Below are 16350 nucleotides of genomic sequence, written 5' to 3'. Positions count from 1 at the left end.
TAGCTACTTCACTTCTTTTGGAAGATAGGTGGGGAAATTATGGGATTTGGACAACATCAGAGTTTTTATTTTCGACCTTCGTGGATAAACAAAGGATTGACGCACGTTAATCAGAACTCTAGATTTTTTTATGAAAAGAATCATTTCGAAGTACTTGGATTAGGAAAAAACATGGCGAAGTCTTTACGACATTGGTTGATTGCTACAAATGTTATAGAAGAGCAGAAGGGTAAACAGACAGTTCATGCCTTCACTGACTTTGGCAATATCGTGTTCCATTACGATCGACATCTGCAACACGGTTTGACCTTAGGGATGTTGCATTATAATTTGGTCACTAACAAAGACATCGCTACTACCTGGTATTGGTTTTTTAATGAATACCGCGAATCTGTATTTGATCGGGAGCGCTTAATGCACTCCTTAGAAAAATGGGTAGAAGTGAATGGGTTAAAAAGTGTCTCCGAAAATACATTGAAACGAGATATAGACTGTCTTCTTAATATGTATTCATTGAAAGATTATAAACAGCTCACTCCTGAAGATGTCATTTCATGTCCACTCGAAAATTTAGAGATGGTTTCAAAAAATGTAAACAATTACTACACTAAATCGTTTGCTGATGTAGAAGAAATTAGAGACATCTTATTTGTGTCACTTTTAATCTATTCGGAAAAGCACGGTCAAACTGAATTTGCAGTTGAGGAGTTGGCTGAGGCCCCAGAACTTTGGGGGAAAGTATTTAATCTTTCGAGAAGCGCGATTGTGGAGTATGTGACGCAGATGATTGAAGATTACCCATTACGGTTTATTCGTACAAACAAGCTAGATACGGTACTGCTTACGAAAGAAGTAGCATCAATCTCGGCACTTGAAGAAAGATATGAACAATATAGTAAAGAGGTAAGTAGCTATGCATAAGTTCCAACCAAGCGTTAATATTTCGTATGATTTTCATAAAGACAATTTACTTACGCAATTTGTACCAAATGATAAACAACTGAATATCATTCAAACGGTTCTCGAGACGGTTACGGACTCTAATGAAATAACCAATGCCCATCTATTGATAGGTCCCTATGGAGCAGGGAAATCAATGGTTGGAGCCATTATTTCAAACTTGATGATGAGCCGACGAAATGGGAAAGCGCTTAAAGGTTTTTATGCTAACGTCGCGCAAATTAATCAAGAGCAAAGCTTGTATTTAGAAAGTGTGATTCGGTCTAAGGATAAGCGGTGGATTCCTGTGGCTATTGTTGGACACTCTGGGAAACTAGCTGAAGTCATTCTTCAAAATACGATAAAAGCGTTAAAAGACGAAGACATTTCTTTTAGTTTAAAAGGCGAAGAAGAACAAATTATCCAAACGATTAAGAATTGGCGCAAGAATTATCAAAACACGTACTCAAGTTTGAAAGACCTGTGTGCACAAGATGACCAAAATATCGATGCTCTAGTAGCACAGATAAAAGCAGGAAACAAAGAAGCCTCAGAAACTTTTAAAAAATACTATACGATTTTGACATCAGGTGCCACTTTAGCTGTCACCTCTTCGGCGAATGAATTAGAGCAGTTAGAATATATTTTAAAGCAATTAAAGAAACAAAAAGTTGGGTTATTCATCACATATGACGAGTTTGGACGATTTCTTCAGTTGCTTGATAAAGCTAGCACGTACAAAGCGATGCAAGAAATGCAGGATCTTGCCGAACTTTCGAATCGCCTTGAAAACTTAGGGATTTTATTTATTACTCACTCCGGTCTAAGACAGTATGCAGAAAAAAATAGTTTTTCGAAGTCAGAATTAGAACGAGTCGAAAAGCGTTTCCGTGCACACTATTTAGAAAGTGATTCTTCTCTTTTTTATCGTTCTGCCTTCAAAGTATTGGGGCGTCAAGATGAAGTGAACACACCTAGTCTATTCCTCCAAAATGACATTGAGCGTTATAAGATTGATATTACTAAATTCAACCTGTTTCCTCAGATGTCATCACAGGAAATCGATGGAACTATACTAGAGGGTTGTCAGCCAATTCATCCATTAACAATTTATCTTTTGCCTCATTTGTCGAATATTCTTGGACAAAATGAGCGTACTTTATATATGTTCTTAGCTCAGTTTGATGGAAAATTCGATGAAACGAAGTGGTACTATTCGGATGAGTTGTTCGACTATTTTTATTCTGATGAAACACTCTATTATCGCATCGAAGAACTGAAGCAGTATCGTTTCGCTGTTAGTTATGGAGTGACCGATTCAGCTCTTCGCTTAATAAAATTATTAACGCTTCTTGAGAACTTTAAAGGGAAGTTTTCGATTCAGGAAGACTTAATCAGTTTCGCCCTAGGAATTAGTGTAGATGAGGCAAAAGCCGTGATTGACGAGTTAATTCAAGTGAAATTATTGAGATACAATCGGATTGCAAACTCTTATGAAATGTATACCGGATCAATTTTAGAGCTTGATGAATTAGTTCAGCAATATCGTTTGAAGATCAAAGATGACGATGTTCTAAGAGCACAACCATTGAAGGAATTAATCAAGAATAAGTACTATCTGCCATTAACGTACAACAGTGAAAAAAGTATGACAAGATACGTTGAAGTTGATTTCTATTTTGATATGCAGTCTGTGTTGGAAAAAGAGACGGCAGCAGATGGTGAGTTGTCTGTCATTCTAAGCGATACTGAAGCTGAAAATGTATACTACCAGTTAATCGATAATGGGATAGTAGACAACCAAAGAATGTTTGTAGAATTTAAATTAGATAAACAAGAGTTGGTCGAGAAGATTGATGAATATCGTACATTGATGTACATGTTAGGAGATAAGGTGCTTTTAAAGTCAGACGAACAATTGGAATCTGAAATTGGTTACCGAATGGAGAACCTGATTTTTGAAATCCAGCAGTATTTATCGCCACTTGAAAACTTTAGTCCTCAACATTTGGACTGGTATTATGGAAACGAAAAGGTTGAAGGTGTTACCTCTCGATTTGCACTTGAAAACTTCTTGTCGAATTGGATGAGTGAACGATTCAATCAGACTTTAGAGGTGCGAAACGAAGGATTCAACAAGCAAAAGGTTTCTAAAGTTCAGCGTAATGCAGCGGTTAGCGTGCTAGATAAATTGATGAAGAGTCGTGCGATTGAAGAGATTGAGATAGATGGCTTCGGTCCAGATTACTTAATCTATGTCTCAATTTTGAAAAACAATCAGATTGATCCATTTAATTTAACGAATTTTAGTTCAGACCTACTGCAGAATATGCGAGCATCAATGTTGAACTATATTGAAACTTCAGACCGTGGTAATCTGCTCACGCTTATGCAAGTATTACAAAAAGAACCTTATGGTATGAGAAAACCGATTGTTCCGATTCTGACGGTTGCGTTACTAAAAGACTGTTGGCATCAGCTTTCTTTCTACGCCAATGGGCTATTCGTTGAAGAAATGAATGCAGAACTGTTGTATTCGATTCTGGAACAAGAGGCAAGTTTTTATGAATTTGAGTTCTTTAAAATGGACCAATCCATTCGTCAATCGCTTGTCGAAGTTAATGAAAATTTCTTTGGTAATTCATTTGAAGAGCACCCGGTCCAACTGTTTAGTAACTTAAGAAAATGGTTGCGTCAATTGCCGAGATATACCCAAATTACTTCACAACAAGCTGAATCGCTAATCGAATTCAAAGAAATAATTCGTTACAGCGAAATCGACCCTATGGATGCAGCCACACGTCTTCATAAACTAGGGGAACGGATTAACGGCAAGTTCTCTATCATTAAACAGGATTTAGAAAAACACTTGATGATTGCTAAGCATGACCTCAAAGAAGAAGCATTAAATGTATTAGAGATACGTGAAGAGTTGAATGTATGGGTTGAACTAAATCGTGATGTGATATCAAGAAATCCAATCCTATTCGATGTAATCAGTTCGATGGAACGTGAGGAAGACTGGATGGCAGTCTTGATTCGTAAAACAGTTGGGGTACGTCTTGAAGAATGGTCGGATGTCACTCTCGATTCGTTCCAGTCCTCTTTAAAGCGGCTACTAGTGGTATCTGATGATGAAGAGACGATCCGAATCGTGGCAAATGATCAGACAACGGTAACGATTCAAAAGATGGAGTTATCGGTAAAAGGCAAAACGGTATTTAACAACGTACAGCGGATGGTGAAATCTAGCGGAAGAACGATGCAGGCAGACGAAATGAAATTCATTCTATACAAATTGCTCGAAGAATTAGAGATAAGTTCGGAGGAGTGACGATGCGTCTAGATTTAGTGAGGAAAATCGAATTTGCGATTAGTCATCATGGTGGGACTGCTACCTTAAAAGAAATCTATGATTATGTGGAAAAATCATTTTATCAACTTGGTCTAGACGGATATAAAGATTGGAAGTCTCAGGTTAGAAAACACATTCATATGCACTCGAGTGATTGTGATATTTACCGTGGGGAACGAGATTTGTTTTATGCAGTTGAAGGAAAAGGTAGGGGCATCTGGGGCCTTCGCCAACCGAATACCTAACCGAAAGCGGAACCATTTCAGTTGGTTCCGCTTTCAATGTTTACAATACGTCACACCCCCTTGCCACAGAATGTTCAATCCTGTAAACTTCGAAACAGTGTGAAAAAAATGTATAAGGGGTTACTTCATGGAAATCGTTCAGCAATTATCGCAAATGCAATTACTCAACCAATTCTGGTTACTTGTGGCCTTCATCATCCCGATGGTCATTTTATCACGGATGGTCGTGGCCGGTTCACGGTTCTCACCAATCCTCGTCATCGTCATCTTCGGCCTCGGCCTCGGCTTCGCCATGGTCGAGATGGGCATCGCGACTCCGGGTCTCCCTGAGTTCCCGCTCGTTGACTTCCTGTCGCGGACGACGATCATCGCGCTCGTTGTCTCATTCTTCGTCGGTGGGCAAGAGCTTCGTAAGATCTTAAGCAAGCAAGCGCTCGAGATGAAAGACATCGTCGTCCCATCTAAAGAAGAGATGTTCCTCGGAACAGGACGGACGCAGTTCATCTTCATCGTTCGTTCGTTCTTCTTGCTCGTCGGACTTGAAGGGTTCTTCCGCATGATGATCCAACCGGGAGCGGCAGAGGGCATCACGCTCTACTATCCGATCCTCGCGTTAATCGGTCTCGCGGCATCGTTCCTCTTGATCGACCATAAGGCACAGATCGACGACAAGCACGTTTATATGAAGAAGGGCTTGATCGAGACGGCGTTACTGCTCGTCATCTTGTTCATCTCGTACGCAATCGCCATGGCCGTTCAACCGGTCATCGCCTTGCCGCAAATCTTCTTTGCGATGCTTTTGTCATCAGCACTCGGTGCCATCTTCCAAAACTGGACGTACGGACCGACCGTCCGCGCGCTCTTGTTCGCCGGGATCCCGGTCGTGTTGGCGGCCAACTTCATGGTCGGTGGTTCGCGGATCGGTGACGCCTTCGCCATTGAAGGCATGAACTCGATTCTCGTCTACGGTTTCTTCGGTCAATTGTTCTGGATGTTCGGTGGGATCGCGCTCCTCATGTGGTTCGCCCGCACGGGGCACATCCGTAACCTCGCACCAGGTATGGCCGGTTCGCTGTCGCACAGTGGTCTCACAGGTGCATGTACGGCCGGTGACTTCGGTCAAGTGGCGGCAAAACGTGCGCCGATCATGATCAACATCCCGTTCTTCGGTCACATCTTCGTGTTCTCGATCTTGGCAGTCAGTGCCGACAACGGGGCGCTCTGGATCTGGCCGACGGCGATCATCGTCTTGGTCGGTCTCGTCTTGACGGCACTCGCGCTTAAAAACTTGCGCGGTGCGAACGGCGAGGACTTCAAAGAAGTGAAGGCGCTCATGCAGTTCTCGTTCGGTTGGCAGATGATGGCCGTCTTCGGCGGTCTCGTTATCTTGAGCTTCAGCACGATCGCATTCGACTACACGACGATGGCGCAATCGTCAGCCATCTCACACTTTGGCCTCTTCGCAGCGGTCCAAGGTGGCATGTTCGGGACAGAGGCATCGCTTCTCATCCCGCTCATCTTCTCGATGCCGTTCCTCGTGCATCCGATCGTGTTCTTCATGTTCGGGAAAGCACTCGACAACAACGGCGAGATGCCGCGCGTACCAGTTTACGCGATGGCGCTCATCGGTGTCGTCGGCGTATCGTTCGCCATTCTCGGTATATAATAAACAGCCGCTTCTACAAATGCGTAGAAGCGGTTTTTGTATGCCTGCTAGTTGGATAAGGGTTGCCAATGGTAGGGATCATGCTAAAGAGTGTACAGAAAAACGGCCGACACGAGGTCGACCGTCTGCTGATTAGTTGACTTCCGTCACATGGAGCACCGGTTTCGCCGTCACGTAGTTGGCTACGTTTTGGGCGAAGGCGATCAAGTCCGGGTTTTGGTTGTGTTTTTCGATTGCCGCTTGGTCGGCCCAGTTCTCGATCATGACGAACCGGTTCTCTGACGTCGTCGACTGATAGAGCTCATAGCTCAAGCAGCCTGCTTCTTGTTTCGACGAGTCGATGAGTTTGTTAATATCGGCTAGAAAGCTTTCGAATTCTGTTTCTTTCACATCAAAAATGGCGTTGACTAAGATCATGTTGAATTCCTCCGATTACTTGAAGTTTGTGATTGTTTCAGCGTCGAGACGGACCGATTGGTAACCTGCTTCTGCCGCTTTACCGACCGAGAGGATCATGACCGGTACGTAGCGGTCTTTGTCCATTCCGAATGCTTCTGCGAGCTGGTCTTTCTCAAACCCACCGATCGGGTTCGTGTCGTAACCGTGGGCACGGGCGACGAGCATGAACTGCATCGCAGCCAAACTTGAGTCGATTTTGACGATATCGTTCATCTCTGGCTTCGACAAGTTTTTGTAGTAAGGGATAATGGCGTCGAGTTGTTGGTCGCGTACTTCTTGCGGCATCTTGCCTTCAGCGACGGCTTGATCGTAGATTGTTTCGCCGAGTTCGTAGCATTCCATGTCACCGAAGATGAGCACCATCGCGGCCGACGTATCGTTTTGAAGCGTATTGAAGCGGATCAACGGTTTCAACGTCTCTTTTGCTTCCGGGCTCTCGACGACGACGAAGCGCCACGGTTGCATGTTGACTGAAGACGGGGCCGTCGTTGCTTCTTGGATCATCTCGAGCATCTCGAGTTGTGGAATTTTGACCGTTTCGTCATAGGCGCGGATCGACTTTCTGTCGAGCATTACGTCCGTTAATGTATTGTTTTCAAATGTAGTTGTCATGGGTAATCTCCTCTTTCTCTGTTCAAATAGTATTTAGCTTTTGTAATAGGGCGGATAGCTGTTGCATCTCCGACTCCGATAATACTTTGGCGATCAAATGGTTCGTCTGATCATGGTTTTGTTCACAGTGCTGCAACTCGCGTGCCGCCGTCTCCGTCAAGCGGACGAACACTTCGCGGTTGTTCGCGACGTTCCGTTCACGTTGGACATGGCCTTTCTCCTCGAGAATCTTCAAGTGACGGGTGATCGCCGCATTGTCGATCTTCATCTCTTGTTGGATCTCGCTTTGCGAGCAGACGCCTTTGTCGTTGACGATCATGAGCATCTCGTAGCGGGTCAGGCTGAAACCTGTCTCACGCTCGAACGATGTCGCGACGCGCTGGTCGGCGAGTTTGATTTGGTATAGCAACCGGCTCATCTCTCGTAGCTCCATTGCGTCCCACCTTTCATATTTGACTCATCAATCATTGACAAGTCAAATGTTAGCAAGTCGACCGCTGTCTGTAAAGCAAGACGACTCGACAAAAGACACTACCGGATTAGTCAGCAGTGTCTCGCTCGATTTTCGTCCCGTCAAACCGGTATTCGCTGATGAACGTCGTCTTGTCAAACCCATACAGGCGGTCGTGGCGGTTCAAGTCGTCGATCGTTTGGAGTGAATTGAACGACGGGTCGCCAGATTGGGGTGTGCGTGACACGTTCAAATAACGCTCGGTGAAGTCGTCATCCTCGTTCGGTGTCCCGTCGAACGAGAAATGGATCGACTTCACGTCGTCCTCGAGCAGACGGATGACGTCGAGCACGCGCTGTTTCTGTTCAGCGGTGTCGTTCCACGCTTCGTGCAGCATGACGGAGGCGCCTAAAAACGTCTCTGGATTCAATTCGAAGATGGACGTCGGTTCAGGCTTTGTCGTCACGTCGCGCATTCGCACCGCGTCTTCCGGTACGTTCGCCCGGACCGTCTCTTCACGTGACAAGACGTTCGCGGTGACGAGTCGGTCGTGTAGCGTCGTCTCGGCTTCTTTCACCCAGTAGGCGGGCATCACATCGTCATGGATCGAGCCGTCCCCATACGTCCGCGCGGAATACGTCCCGCGAAGCGGTGTCGTCTCCAGTTTGAACGTCGCCTTGTATCCAGTCAGTTTCCAGTCCTGTGATACGTCGACATCGACACGCTCCCCGTACGTGTCATAGATGTAGTCTGTATAGCGCTCGGTCGCTTCGCTTCTCCCGTACATCGATCCGGCGACGAGCAAGCCGACTGCGCCAATTATCAACCTTTTCTTCATTTTCTGTTCACCTCTACTACAATGTACCCGAAAAGACCGAATCCCGTCTCGGTCCAAAGTCGTATTCTATTTATTCCCAATTCCCTGTAAACTGAAAATGCCCTCTAAGAACTATTGCTATTACGTGTACTAATACATATAATACACTTATACCACGTTTAAAAGAGAGGGTGTGACCCATGTTATATAAGATCGATATGAAAAGTGCGGAACCTTTATATGAACAAATCGTCAATCAGACGAAAGCGCTCGTTATCCGCGGCATCTTACGACCGGGCGACAAAGTCATGTCGGTCCGTGAGCTCGCGACGGACCTCGTCATCAATCCGAACACCGTCAGCAAGGCGTATCAAGAGCTCGAGCGGCTCGGTTTGCTCGAGATGCATCGCGGGCGCGGGACGTTCGTCTCGATGGACTGGGTTGACCAAGACGCGTCACGCGCGCCGGTCGTCGCAGCCATCCAAAAGCTCGCTATCGATTGCCATTACGCGAACGTGTCGCTCGCAGAAGCGATGACGTTATTTGAGACAGAGTATAAGAAAGTAGGGGAGAACCATGCTGACAGTACAGCAACTGAGTAAGAGAATCGACCGCCAAACCGTGCTCGACGCAATCGACTTCTCGGTCAGACCAGGAGAGATCATCGCCCTCGTCGGTCGTAACGGGGCCGGCAAGACGACACTCTTACGGACGATGGTCGGCATCATCCGACCGGACGCCGGGGACGTCCGCTACGGACCGTCGAGCATTTTTGAGAAGTCCGAATTGAAGCGGGACGTCATCTTCGTTCCGGATTCAGCCGACGCGCTCAAACATTACACCGTCAACGAGGCGATGGACTTGTACGCCTCGATCTATCCGTCGTTCGACCGGGCGGCGTTCACCGAGACGCTCACGCGCTACAACATCGGTAATAAAAAGATCCGTCAGTTGTCTAAAGGGCAGAAAGCGATGGTGACGCTGTCGCTCGCCTTCGCCGTCAAAGCGAGCTATTACCTGCTCGATGAGCCGACCGATGGACTCGATGTCGTCGCCAAGGCCGACGTCTTGAAACTGATGATCGCCCAAGTCGAGGCACGCAACTGCTCAATCATCGTCTCGAGCCACCAGCTGCACGAGCTCGAGCGGATCGCCGACCGCATCATCATGATCGAGAAGGGACGGGTCAAAGCGATCATGTCGCTCGAAGAGGCTCGTGAGTCGAGCGTCAAGCTGCAAGTCGTCTTCAACGACCAAGTACCGGTCGAACTGCTCGAACGAAAAGATATCGAAATCATCAACGTGACGGGACGCGTCGTCTTGTTCATGGCGAAAGAACGGACGCAAGAGCTCGACACGTTCGTCGACGCCCACGACCCGATGCTCGTCGAAGAGATCCCGATGTCGCTCGAAGACATTTTCCGGGTCCAATTAGGAGGTGAGGCAAGTGTCATTTAACGTGTTGTTGAAAAAAGATTGGAAACAAGTGTCGTTGTTATGGATTTTGCTCGTCTTCCTTGGGATTGTCGCGTACACGCTCCCGGTGTGGACACAAATGCAGTCGTTCGATGAACAAGTTCAGGACATTCAAATGAATCCGGACAAGTATGCCGAGTGGTTTAATGGTGATGCGTCGAACGCATCAGTTGAAGAGTTGTTCAACCCGCAATCTAGTTACTGGATTGGCGATTTACAGACACTCATCCCGTATGTTGGAGTCATCTTTCTCTATATCATCTTCGGCTTCTTGATGGCGTCTGTCTTGATTGGCAGTGAACGCAACAGCCAAATGTCTGACTTTGCGATGTCCCTCCCGTTCAACCGGAACCAGTTGTACATATCGAAATGGTTGATTGGGACGAGCGGCATCGTCGTCTCGACACTCCTTGGTGGACCGCTCATGCTTTGGATGATCCATGCGTCACGCTATTCGTTCTTGATTGAAGGACATTCGTTGAAAGTCGCAGCGCTCGTTGGTTTTATGCTATTGACCGGAATTGCTGTTTTCTCGTTGGCGTTATGGATGGGTTCGTTTGGCGGGGAGGCAATCTCGCAAGTTCTCTGGTCGATCGTCGCACTATTGTTCCCTGTCGGCATCTTATTGCTGATTCAAGGATCGGTCATATCGTTCACTCAAAATACAGAGCGCGTATATAGTGTATTCGAACGTGCGATTGAAAGTGTGTTCTTGCGCGTGATTTCACCGCTTGCGAATATATTTAACGTCGACACGTATAACTTATATACAGACAACAGCGTGTGGCAAGAGTTCCTAGCCGTTGCTCCATTAAGCGTACTTGCTTTTATTGTCCTATCGTTTGGACTCGGACTCCTTACATTCAACCGGGCCCCGCAAGAGAACAACGGCCGCTTCTTCATGTTCTCGAACTGGCTCTGGTTCGTTCACCTGATGATGGTGCTTTGTTTCGCCATGCTTGGTGGGATTATCTTAGCGAATATCGAGTATTCGACGAACAGCATTCTTTACGTCATCGGCTTCTTGATCGGCGGCTTCCTCGCCCACTTGCTCGCCAAACGCCTGCTCTACCGCTTCAACCTGCAACTCAAATCTTAAGGAGGACGTATCATGAAACGGTTCGGTCTGTTAGTCGTCGCATTACTGTTTGTACTTTCTGGGTGTAGTGATCCCTCGAAGCGGCCCCCGAGTGCCTTTCAATACGAGGGCACATACGTCGGCGATATCAACGCCGTCGTCGGCATCGCCAAGACGTTGCCGATGCACGACTGCTATAAGTCGATCGAGCTACAGACGAAAAAACGTCCCTATGGCTTGACCGTCCGTTATCATGATCCGGAGATTGAGCGCATCGAGCAGGAACGGCTCGCCATCCGTAACGCGGCGACGTATTTCACGCTCGTACAAAATACGGAGATCGTCCGTTTCGCGTTCCCGAACCGGACGTACGCGTTCTCTCGCCCCGAGATGGAGGCGTGGCTCGGGATCGACTTCTCGACGATCGAGAAAGAAGAAGAGTTGATTGCCCGATTGGATGAAAAAATTGGGAATGAAGAGCAAGCTGAAGCGTACTTCAGACGCGTCTAAAGTGTATGGATTTTTGAATCCATGCACTTTTTTTCGATATTTTCTGAAAATTATCGGGTAAAGGGTAGATGAAAGCGTTTTCTTAGCATTATAATGGAATTAACTGAATGACTATTCATTCTAAGGAGGAGAATCAATGGAAAAACCGTGGTTACAAGATTATCCAGCTGACATGCCTGAAACGATCGACTACGAGGTGAAGCCACTCTATGAGGCACTCAGCCGCGCCGCTAAAGATTTCCCGGACCGGACCGCCGTCTCGTTTATCGGCAAGGATTTGACGTTTGCCCAAATCGATGATGCGGCCCACCGTTTGGCGACGATGTTGCAGTCGAGAGGGTTGCAAAAAGGGGACCGGGTCAGCCTGATGCTCCCGAACTGCCCACAGTACGTCATCTCGTTCTACGCCGTCCTGTATGCCGGTGGGACCGTCGTCCAGACGAATCCGCTCTACACCGAGCACGAGCTTGAAAACTTGATCACCGATTCCGGCGCGAAGATCGTCATCACGCTCGATCTCCTCTATCCGAAGTCGCTCCGGGTGAAAGAAAAGACGGACATTCAAACGATCATCACGACGAGTATCGCCGACTACCTGCCATTCCCGAAAAATAAGCTGTACCCGATCAAAGTGAAACGTGAGCACAATATCGTCATCGATACGACGGGTTCGGTCGCGTTCAAGGATTTCAAAAACTTCGGACCGGTCAAGCCGATCGAGATCGACCCGAAACAAGACGTCGCCGTGCTCCAATACACGGGCGGGACGACCGGGCTGCCGAAAGGCGTCATGCTGACGCATTTCAACTTGACGGCGAACGTCGACCAAATTTCGAACTTCTTCTATAAATATAACCGCGGTGATGAGAAGCGCGTCTTGAGCGTCGTCCCGTTCTTCCACGTCTACGGCATGACGTGCTGCCTCAACTTCGGGGTGGCGAACGGGTATGAACTCATTCTCGTGCCGCGCTTTGACGTCACCGACGTCTTGAAGACGATCAACAAGAAGAAACCACACTTCTTCCCAGGAGCCCCGACGATGTATGTCGGCATCTTGAACGACCCGAAACTGAAAAAGTATGACTTGTCGTCGATCGAGGCATGTATTTCAGGATCGGCACCACTCCCGGTCGAAGTGCAAGAACAGTTCGAAGACGTGACGGGCGGGCGCATCGTCGAAGGATACGGGTTGTCCGAGACGTCACCGGTGACGCACGCTAACTTCTTGTGGGATAAACGCATCGTCGGCTCGATTGGGGTGCCGTTATCCGATACTTCTGCTAAAATTGTAAAGGCAGACGGCGAGACATTGGCCGAAGTCGGTGAGATCGGCGAAGTGTTCCTGAATGGACCGCAAGTCATGAAAGGCTACTGGCAAAAACCAGAAGAGACGGCGGCCGTCTTGAAAGATGGATGGCTCGCGACCGGTGACCTCGGCTATATGGGCGAGGACGGGTTCTTCTATATCGTCGACCGGAAGAAAGACATGATCATCGCCGGCGGCTTCAACGTCTACCCGCGTGAGATCGAAGAAGTGCTGTACGAACATCCGGCCGTCAAGGAAGCGGTCTGTATCGGTGTCCCGGACCCGTACCGCGGTGAGACGGTCAAAGCGTTCATCGTCACGCGGGACGGGGTGAATGTGACCGAAGACGAGCTCGACAAGCATTGCCGTGAGAAGCTCGCGGCGTATAAAGTACCAAAGCTGTATGAATTCCGTGACGAGTTGCCGAAGACGTTCGTTGGTAAGATCCTGCGCCGCGTCCTCGTCGACGAAGAGAAGGCGAAACAAGTGAAACAAAGCAGTTGACACCTCTCTTTGACATGATAGAATAATAAATGAATGAACCATCATTCATTTTTCTGCAGCAATAAGGAGCATGGGTGTCTATGAAAAAGAATGTATCAAAAAGTGACCGCATTATCGATGCGGCAGTGAAAGTAATCGCGGACCATGGTTATCACGGTGCAAAGGTGACAGCCATCGCCAAAGAAGCTGGTGTCGCGGACGGGACGATTTATTTGTACTTCAAAAACAAGGAGCATCTGTTGATCGAGCTGTTCCAGACGAAGATGGGCCTGTTCATCGACTACTCGAAGCAACAGATCGAGCAGGAGACGACGGCAGGCGACAAGCTGTACCAGTTGATCGAGTCGCATCTCAAGCAGCTGTCGGTCGACTACGACCTCGCCGTCGTGACGCAAATCGAGCTCAGACAGTCGAACTTGGCGCTCCGCCAAAAAATCAGTGAAGTGTTGAAGCCGTATTTGAACTTGATCGATGCGGTCGTCAAGCACGGCATCGAGACCGGGGAGTTTGACCAGGACCTCGACTACCGGCTGGCGCGACAAATGATTTTCGGCACGATCGATGAAGTGGTCACGAGTTGGATGGCGAGCGGCTTCAAGTACGACTTGATGTCGACGTTACCGAAAGTACACCATATGTTGAAAAAAGGGCTTGCTTAACCGTAAGCCCTCTCGCTAGCTCAAAAAATGAATGGAGATTCATGAATGATGGTGCGAACAACTTAAAGGGGGAACTACGATGAATATTTTTGTGTTGCTAAAACGTACGTTCGATACAGAAGAAGCGATCCAACTTGAGAACGGGGAGATTCAAGAAGACGGTGCCGAATTCATCATCAACCCATACGACGAGTATGCGGTCGAGGAAGCGATCCGCAAGCGTGACGATCTCGGGGGAGAAGTCACGGTCGTGACGGTCGGACCGGACGACGCGGACAAAGAACTACGGACAGCGCTCGCGATGGGTGTGGACAGAGCGGTCCGCATCTCGATCGAGGACGACGTCGAGGACGCAGATCACGTAACGATTTCGAAAGTGCTCGCCGCATATTTGAAAGACCAAGCACCAGACCTCATCTTCGCCGGTAACGTCGCCATCGACGGCGGTAGCGGACAAGTGGCGCCGCGCGTCGCCGAGCTGCTCGACATGAACTACGTGACGACGATCACGAAGCTCGACATCAACGGCACGACGGCGACGGTCACGCGTGACGTCGAAGGGGACACAGAAGTGATCGAAGTCAACCTGCCGCTCCTCGTGACGGCGCAACAAGGCTTGAACGAACCGCGCTATCCGAGCCTTCCAGGTATCATGAAAGCGAAGAAGAAGCCGCTCGAAGAACTCGATCTCTCAGACATCGACCTCGACGAAGACGAGATCGGCGCGAAGATCGAGACGATCAAACGGTTCTTGCCGGAAGAGAAGAAAGCGGGACGTATTCTTGAAGGGGACACGTCGACACAAGTGAGCGAGCTCGTTCAATTACTTCGCACGGAAGCCAAAGTCATTTAAGGGGGACATCACATATGAAAGCTTTAGTACTCGCAGAAGCGCGCGAAGGCGCGTTACGGAACGTATCATTTGAAGCGATCGCCGCGGCGAAGCAACTGACGGACGACGTGACGGCGGTCGTCATTGGGGATAACGTCAAAGCACTCGCGACTGAACTCGGGGAGCACGGCGCAGCGCGCGTCCTCGTCATCGAAGACGAGCGACTCAAACATTACACGCCGGACGGTTACGGCCAAGTACTCCGCCAAATCATCGACCAAGAAGGACCGGACATGCTCGTCCTCGGTCACACCGCACTCGGAAAAGACATCGCACCGAAACTCGCGGCCCGTCTTGACGCCGGCCTCATCAGTGACGTCGTCTCGATCGAAGGCTCGGGACGAGACGCCGAATTCGTCCGTCCGATCTACTCGGGTAAAGCGTTCGAGAAAGTGAAATTCAAAGATTCGGTCATGTTCTTCACGATCCGTCCGAACAACATCGACGCACTTCCGCGTCAAGCGGGGGCGAGCGTGTCGGTCGAGACGCCGGCCGTCGAATTGAAAGACCTTGCTATGATCGTTAAAGAAGTCGTCCGTAAAGCGACCGGTAAAGTCGATCTCGCGGAAGCGAAAGTCATCGTCGCCGGAGGACGTGGCGTCAAGAGCGAGGACGGTTTTAAACCGCTCGAAGAGCTCGCTGAACTGCTCGGCGGCGCGGTCGGTGCTTCACGTGGAGCATGTGACGCGGACTACTGCGACTACGCACTCCAAATCGGTCAGACGGGTAAAGTCGTCACGCCGGACTTGTATATCGCCTGCGGAATCTCCGGGGCAATCCAACACTTGGCCGGGATGAGCAACGCAAAAGTCATCGTCGCCATCAACAAGGACCCGGAAGCGAGCATCTTCAGCGTAGCCGACTACGGCATCGTCGGCGACTTGTTCGACGTCGTGCCGCTCTTGACTGAAGAGTTCCGAAAACACCTCGTCAATAGCTGATGGGCATAACGTTTGGGGAAAGTTACCCTCCGTGGTATACTCTGAACATGAAATGCAAGAGAGTTCTTAATTGAACTGTCTCATCTTACTGGGGAGGTATTTACCAAATGGCTATTAAACACGCAACGACTCAAACGTTCGAACAAGAAGTGAAAGAGGGCGTCGTCCTCGTCGATTTTTGGGCAGCATGGTGTGGACCGTGCCGCATGATCGCACCGGTTCTTGAAGAACTCGATCAAGAGATGGGCGACGAAGTCCAAATCGTTAAACTCGATGTTGACGAGAACCCAGAAGTAGCGGGCGCTTTCCAAATCCAAAGCATCCCGACACTCATGATGTTCAAAGACGGACAACCTGTCTCGAAAACAATGGGCTTCCAACCAAAAGAAGCGCTTAAAGAGTTTATCGCGTCAGCAAAATAATAAACGTACAGCCGATCG

The 16350-nt window shown here is 48.5% G+C and carries 17 protein-coding genes; 13 read left to right on the top strand and 4 right to left on the bottom strand.

Features of this window, described 5'->3' with window-relative positions; all coding sequences use genetic code 11:
- Window positions 1-39 precede the first annotated feature (39 nt).
- From EVJ28_RS10565 to EVJ28_RS10550, 4 genes are all read left to right on the top strand, one after another.
- Window positions 40-921: a DUF4007 family protein gene (locus EVJ28_RS10565; protein WP_071399316.1), complete on the top strand. Its 882-nt coding sequence runs from the start codon at window positions 40-42 to the stop codon at window positions 919-921.
- Window positions 914-4273, top strand: coding sequence for a hypothetical protein (locus tag EVJ28_RS10560; protein ID WP_131488881.1), 3360 nt, complete (start codon window positions 914-916; stop codon window positions 4271-4273). The genes EVJ28_RS10565 and EVJ28_RS10560 overlap by 8 nt, the downstream gene beginning before the upstream one ends.
- Window positions 4274-4275: 2 nt before the next feature.
- The gene (locus EVJ28_RS10555; protein ID WP_071399318.1) at window positions 4276-4539 is read left to right on the top strand and encodes a forkhead box protein; all 264 of its coding nucleotides are present in this window, start codon (window positions 4276-4278) and stop codon (window positions 4537-4539) included.
- Window positions 4540-4666: 127 nt separating this feature from the next.
- Entirely contained in the window at window positions 4667-6205 is a 1539-nt protein-coding gene (locus tag EVJ28_RS10550) for a hypothetical protein (protein ID WP_131488879.1), read from the top strand.
- Between the two features lie 132 nt (window positions 6206-6337).
- Here EVJ28_RS10550 and EVJ28_RS10545 read toward each other — a convergent pair whose 3' ends face one another.
- The 4 genes from EVJ28_RS10545 to EVJ28_RS10530 all read right to left on the bottom strand — a co-directional run bounded on the left by EVJ28_RS10545 (window position 6338) and on the right by EVJ28_RS10530 (window position 8565).
- The gene (locus tag EVJ28_RS10545) at window positions 6338-6622 is read right to left on the bottom strand and encodes a putative quinol monooxygenase (protein ID WP_131465525.1); all 285 of its coding nucleotides are present in this window, start codon (window positions 6620-6622) and stop codon (window positions 6338-6340) included.
- 15 nt (window positions 6623-6637) lie between these two features.
- The gene (locus EVJ28_RS10540; protein ID WP_131488877.1) at window positions 6638-7276 is read right to left on the bottom strand and encodes a nitroreductase family protein; all 639 of its coding nucleotides are present in this window, start codon (window positions 7274-7276) and stop codon (window positions 6638-6640) included.
- Between the two features lie 22 nt (window positions 7277-7298).
- Window positions 7299-7694: a MarR family winged helix-turn-helix transcriptional regulator gene (locus EVJ28_RS10535; protein ID WP_236634133.1), complete on the bottom strand. Its 396-nt coding sequence runs from the start codon at window positions 7692-7694 to the stop codon at window positions 7299-7301.
- 121 nt (window positions 7695-7815) lie between these two features.
- Window positions 7816-8565, bottom strand: coding sequence for a hypothetical protein (locus EVJ28_RS10530; protein ID WP_131488875.1), 750 nt, complete (start codon window positions 8563-8565; stop codon window positions 7816-7818).
- Window positions 8566-8744: 179 nt separating this feature from the next.
- Here EVJ28_RS10530 and EVJ28_RS10525 point away from each other — a divergent pair, with 179 nt between their 5' ends.
- The 9 genes from EVJ28_RS10525 to trxA all read left to right on the top strand — a co-directional run bounded on the left by EVJ28_RS10525 (window position 8745) and on the right by trxA (window position 16332).
- Complete coding sequence (locus tag EVJ28_RS10525; RefSeq protein ID WP_131488873.1) at window positions 8745-9146, top strand: GntR family transcriptional regulator; 402 nt, start codon at window positions 8745-8747, stop codon at window positions 9144-9146.
- A complete protein-coding gene (locus EVJ28_RS10520) occupies window positions 9121-10002 on the top strand; it encodes an ABC transporter ATP-binding protein (RefSeq protein ID WP_131488871.1) in 882 nt (293 codons plus the stop codon). Before EVJ28_RS10525 ends, EVJ28_RS10520 begins: the two co-directional genes overlap by 26 nt.
- A complete protein-coding gene (locus tag EVJ28_RS10515) occupies window positions 9992-11119 on the top strand; it encodes an ABC transporter permease subunit (RefSeq protein WP_131488869.1) in 1128 nt (375 codons plus the stop codon). The genes EVJ28_RS10520 and EVJ28_RS10515 overlap by 11 nt, the downstream gene beginning before the upstream one ends.
- Before the next feature lie 12 nt (window positions 11120-11131).
- Window positions 11132-11608: a DUF4825 domain-containing protein gene (locus EVJ28_RS10510; protein WP_131488867.1), complete on the top strand. Its 477-nt coding sequence runs from the start codon at window positions 11132-11134 to the stop codon at window positions 11606-11608.
- Between the two features lie 136 nt (window positions 11609-11744).
- On the top strand, window positions 11745-13418 hold the full coding sequence (locus tag EVJ28_RS10505; protein WP_131457442.1) for an AMP-binding protein: 1674 nt from the start codon (window positions 11745-11747) through the stop codon (window positions 13416-13418).
- Window positions 13419-13498: 80 nt separating this feature from the next.
- Window positions 13499-14077: a fatty acid metabolism transcriptional regulator FadR gene (locus EVJ28_RS10500; RefSeq protein ID WP_070327744.1), complete on the top strand. Its 579-nt coding sequence runs from the start codon at window positions 13499-13501 to the stop codon at window positions 14075-14077.
- Window positions 14078-14156: 79 nt separating this feature from the next.
- On the top strand, window positions 14157-14930 hold the full coding sequence (locus EVJ28_RS10495; RefSeq protein WP_070327743.1) for an electron transfer flavoprotein subunit beta/FixA family protein: 774 nt from the start codon (window positions 14157-14159) through the stop codon (window positions 14928-14930).
- A gap of 14 nt (window positions 14931-14944) precedes the next feature.
- Window positions 14945-15910, top strand: a complete 966-nt coding sequence (locus EVJ28_RS10490; RefSeq protein WP_131488865.1) for an electron transfer flavoprotein subunit alpha/FixB family protein — start codon at window positions 14945-14947, stop codon at window positions 15908-15910.
- 107 nt (window positions 15911-16017) lie between these two features.
- Window positions 16018-16332 (top strand): thioredoxin, encoded by a 315-nt coding sequence (gene trxA / locus EVJ28_RS10485; protein ID WP_131469665.1) that lies wholly within the window; start codon window positions 16018-16020, stop codon window positions 16330-16332.
- Window positions 16333-16350 lie beyond the last annotated feature (18 nt).

The organism is Exiguobacterium sp. SH3S3, from assembly GCF_004337115.1.
In the GTDB taxonomy this organism is placed as follows: Bacteria; Bacillota; Bacilli; order Exiguobacteriales; family Exiguobacteriaceae; genus Exiguobacterium; species Exiguobacterium aurantiacum_A.
Note: the sequence above shows the minus strand (reverse complement) of the source record. Positions and strands in the feature narration are given on the sequence as shown.

Excerpts from the sequence above, each read along its gene's own strand:
- EVJ28_RS10565 (WP_071399316.1), top strand. The coding sequence starts at position 40 with ATGGGATTTGGACAACATCAGAGTTTTTATTTTCGACCTTCGTGGATA.
- EVJ28_RS10560 (WP_131488881.1), top strand. The coding sequence starts at position 914 with ATGCATAAGTTCCAACCAAGCGTTAATATTTCGTATGATTTTCATAAA.
- EVJ28_RS10555 (WP_071399318.1), top strand. The coding sequence starts at position 4,276 with ATGCGTCTAGATTTAGTGAGGAAAATCGAATTTGCGATTAGTCATCAT.
- EVJ28_RS10550 (WP_131488879.1), top strand. The coding sequence starts at position 4,667 with ATGGAAATCGTTCAGCAATTATCGCAAATGCAATTACTCAACCAATTC.
- EVJ28_RS10545 (WP_131465525.1), bottom strand. The coding sequence starts at position 6,622 with ATGATCTTAGTCAACGCCATTTTTGATGTGAAAGAAACAGAATTCGAA.
- EVJ28_RS10540 (WP_131488877.1), bottom strand. The coding sequence starts at position 7,276 with ATGACAACTACATTTGAAAACAATACATTAACGGACGTAATGCTCGAC.
- EVJ28_RS10535 (WP_236634133.1), bottom strand. The coding sequence starts at position 7,694 with ATGAGCCGGTTGCTATACCAAATCAAACTCGCCGACCAGCGCGTCGCG.
- EVJ28_RS10530 (WP_131488875.1), bottom strand. The coding sequence starts at position 8,565 with ATGAAGAAAAGGTTGATAATTGGCGCAGTCGGCTTGCTCGTCGCCGGA.
- EVJ28_RS10525 (WP_131488873.1), top strand. The coding sequence starts at position 8,745 with ATGTTATATAAGATCGATATGAAAAGTGCGGAACCTTTATATGAACAA.
- EVJ28_RS10520 (WP_131488871.1), top strand. The coding sequence starts at position 9,121 with ATGCTGACAGTACAGCAACTGAGTAAGAGAATCGACCGCCAAACCGTG.
- EVJ28_RS10510 (WP_131488867.1), top strand. The coding sequence starts at position 11,132 with ATGAAACGGTTCGGTCTGTTAGTCGTCGCATTACTGTTTGTACTTTCT.
- EVJ28_RS10505 (WP_131457442.1), top strand. The coding sequence starts at position 11,745 with ATGGAAAAACCGTGGTTACAAGATTATCCAGCTGACATGCCTGAAACG.
- EVJ28_RS10500 (WP_070327744.1), top strand. The coding sequence starts at position 13,499 with ATGAAAAAGAATGTATCAAAAAGTGACCGCATTATCGATGCGGCAGTG.
- EVJ28_RS10495 (WP_070327743.1), top strand. The coding sequence starts at position 14,157 with ATGAATATTTTTGTGTTGCTAAAACGTACGTTCGATACAGAAGAAGCG.
- EVJ28_RS10490 (WP_131488865.1), top strand. The coding sequence starts at position 14,945 with ATGAAAGCTTTAGTACTCGCAGAAGCGCGCGAAGGCGCGTTACGGAAC.
- trxA (WP_131469665.1), top strand. The coding sequence starts at position 16,018 with ATGGCTATTAAACACGCAACGACTCAAACGTTCGAACAAGAAGTGAAA.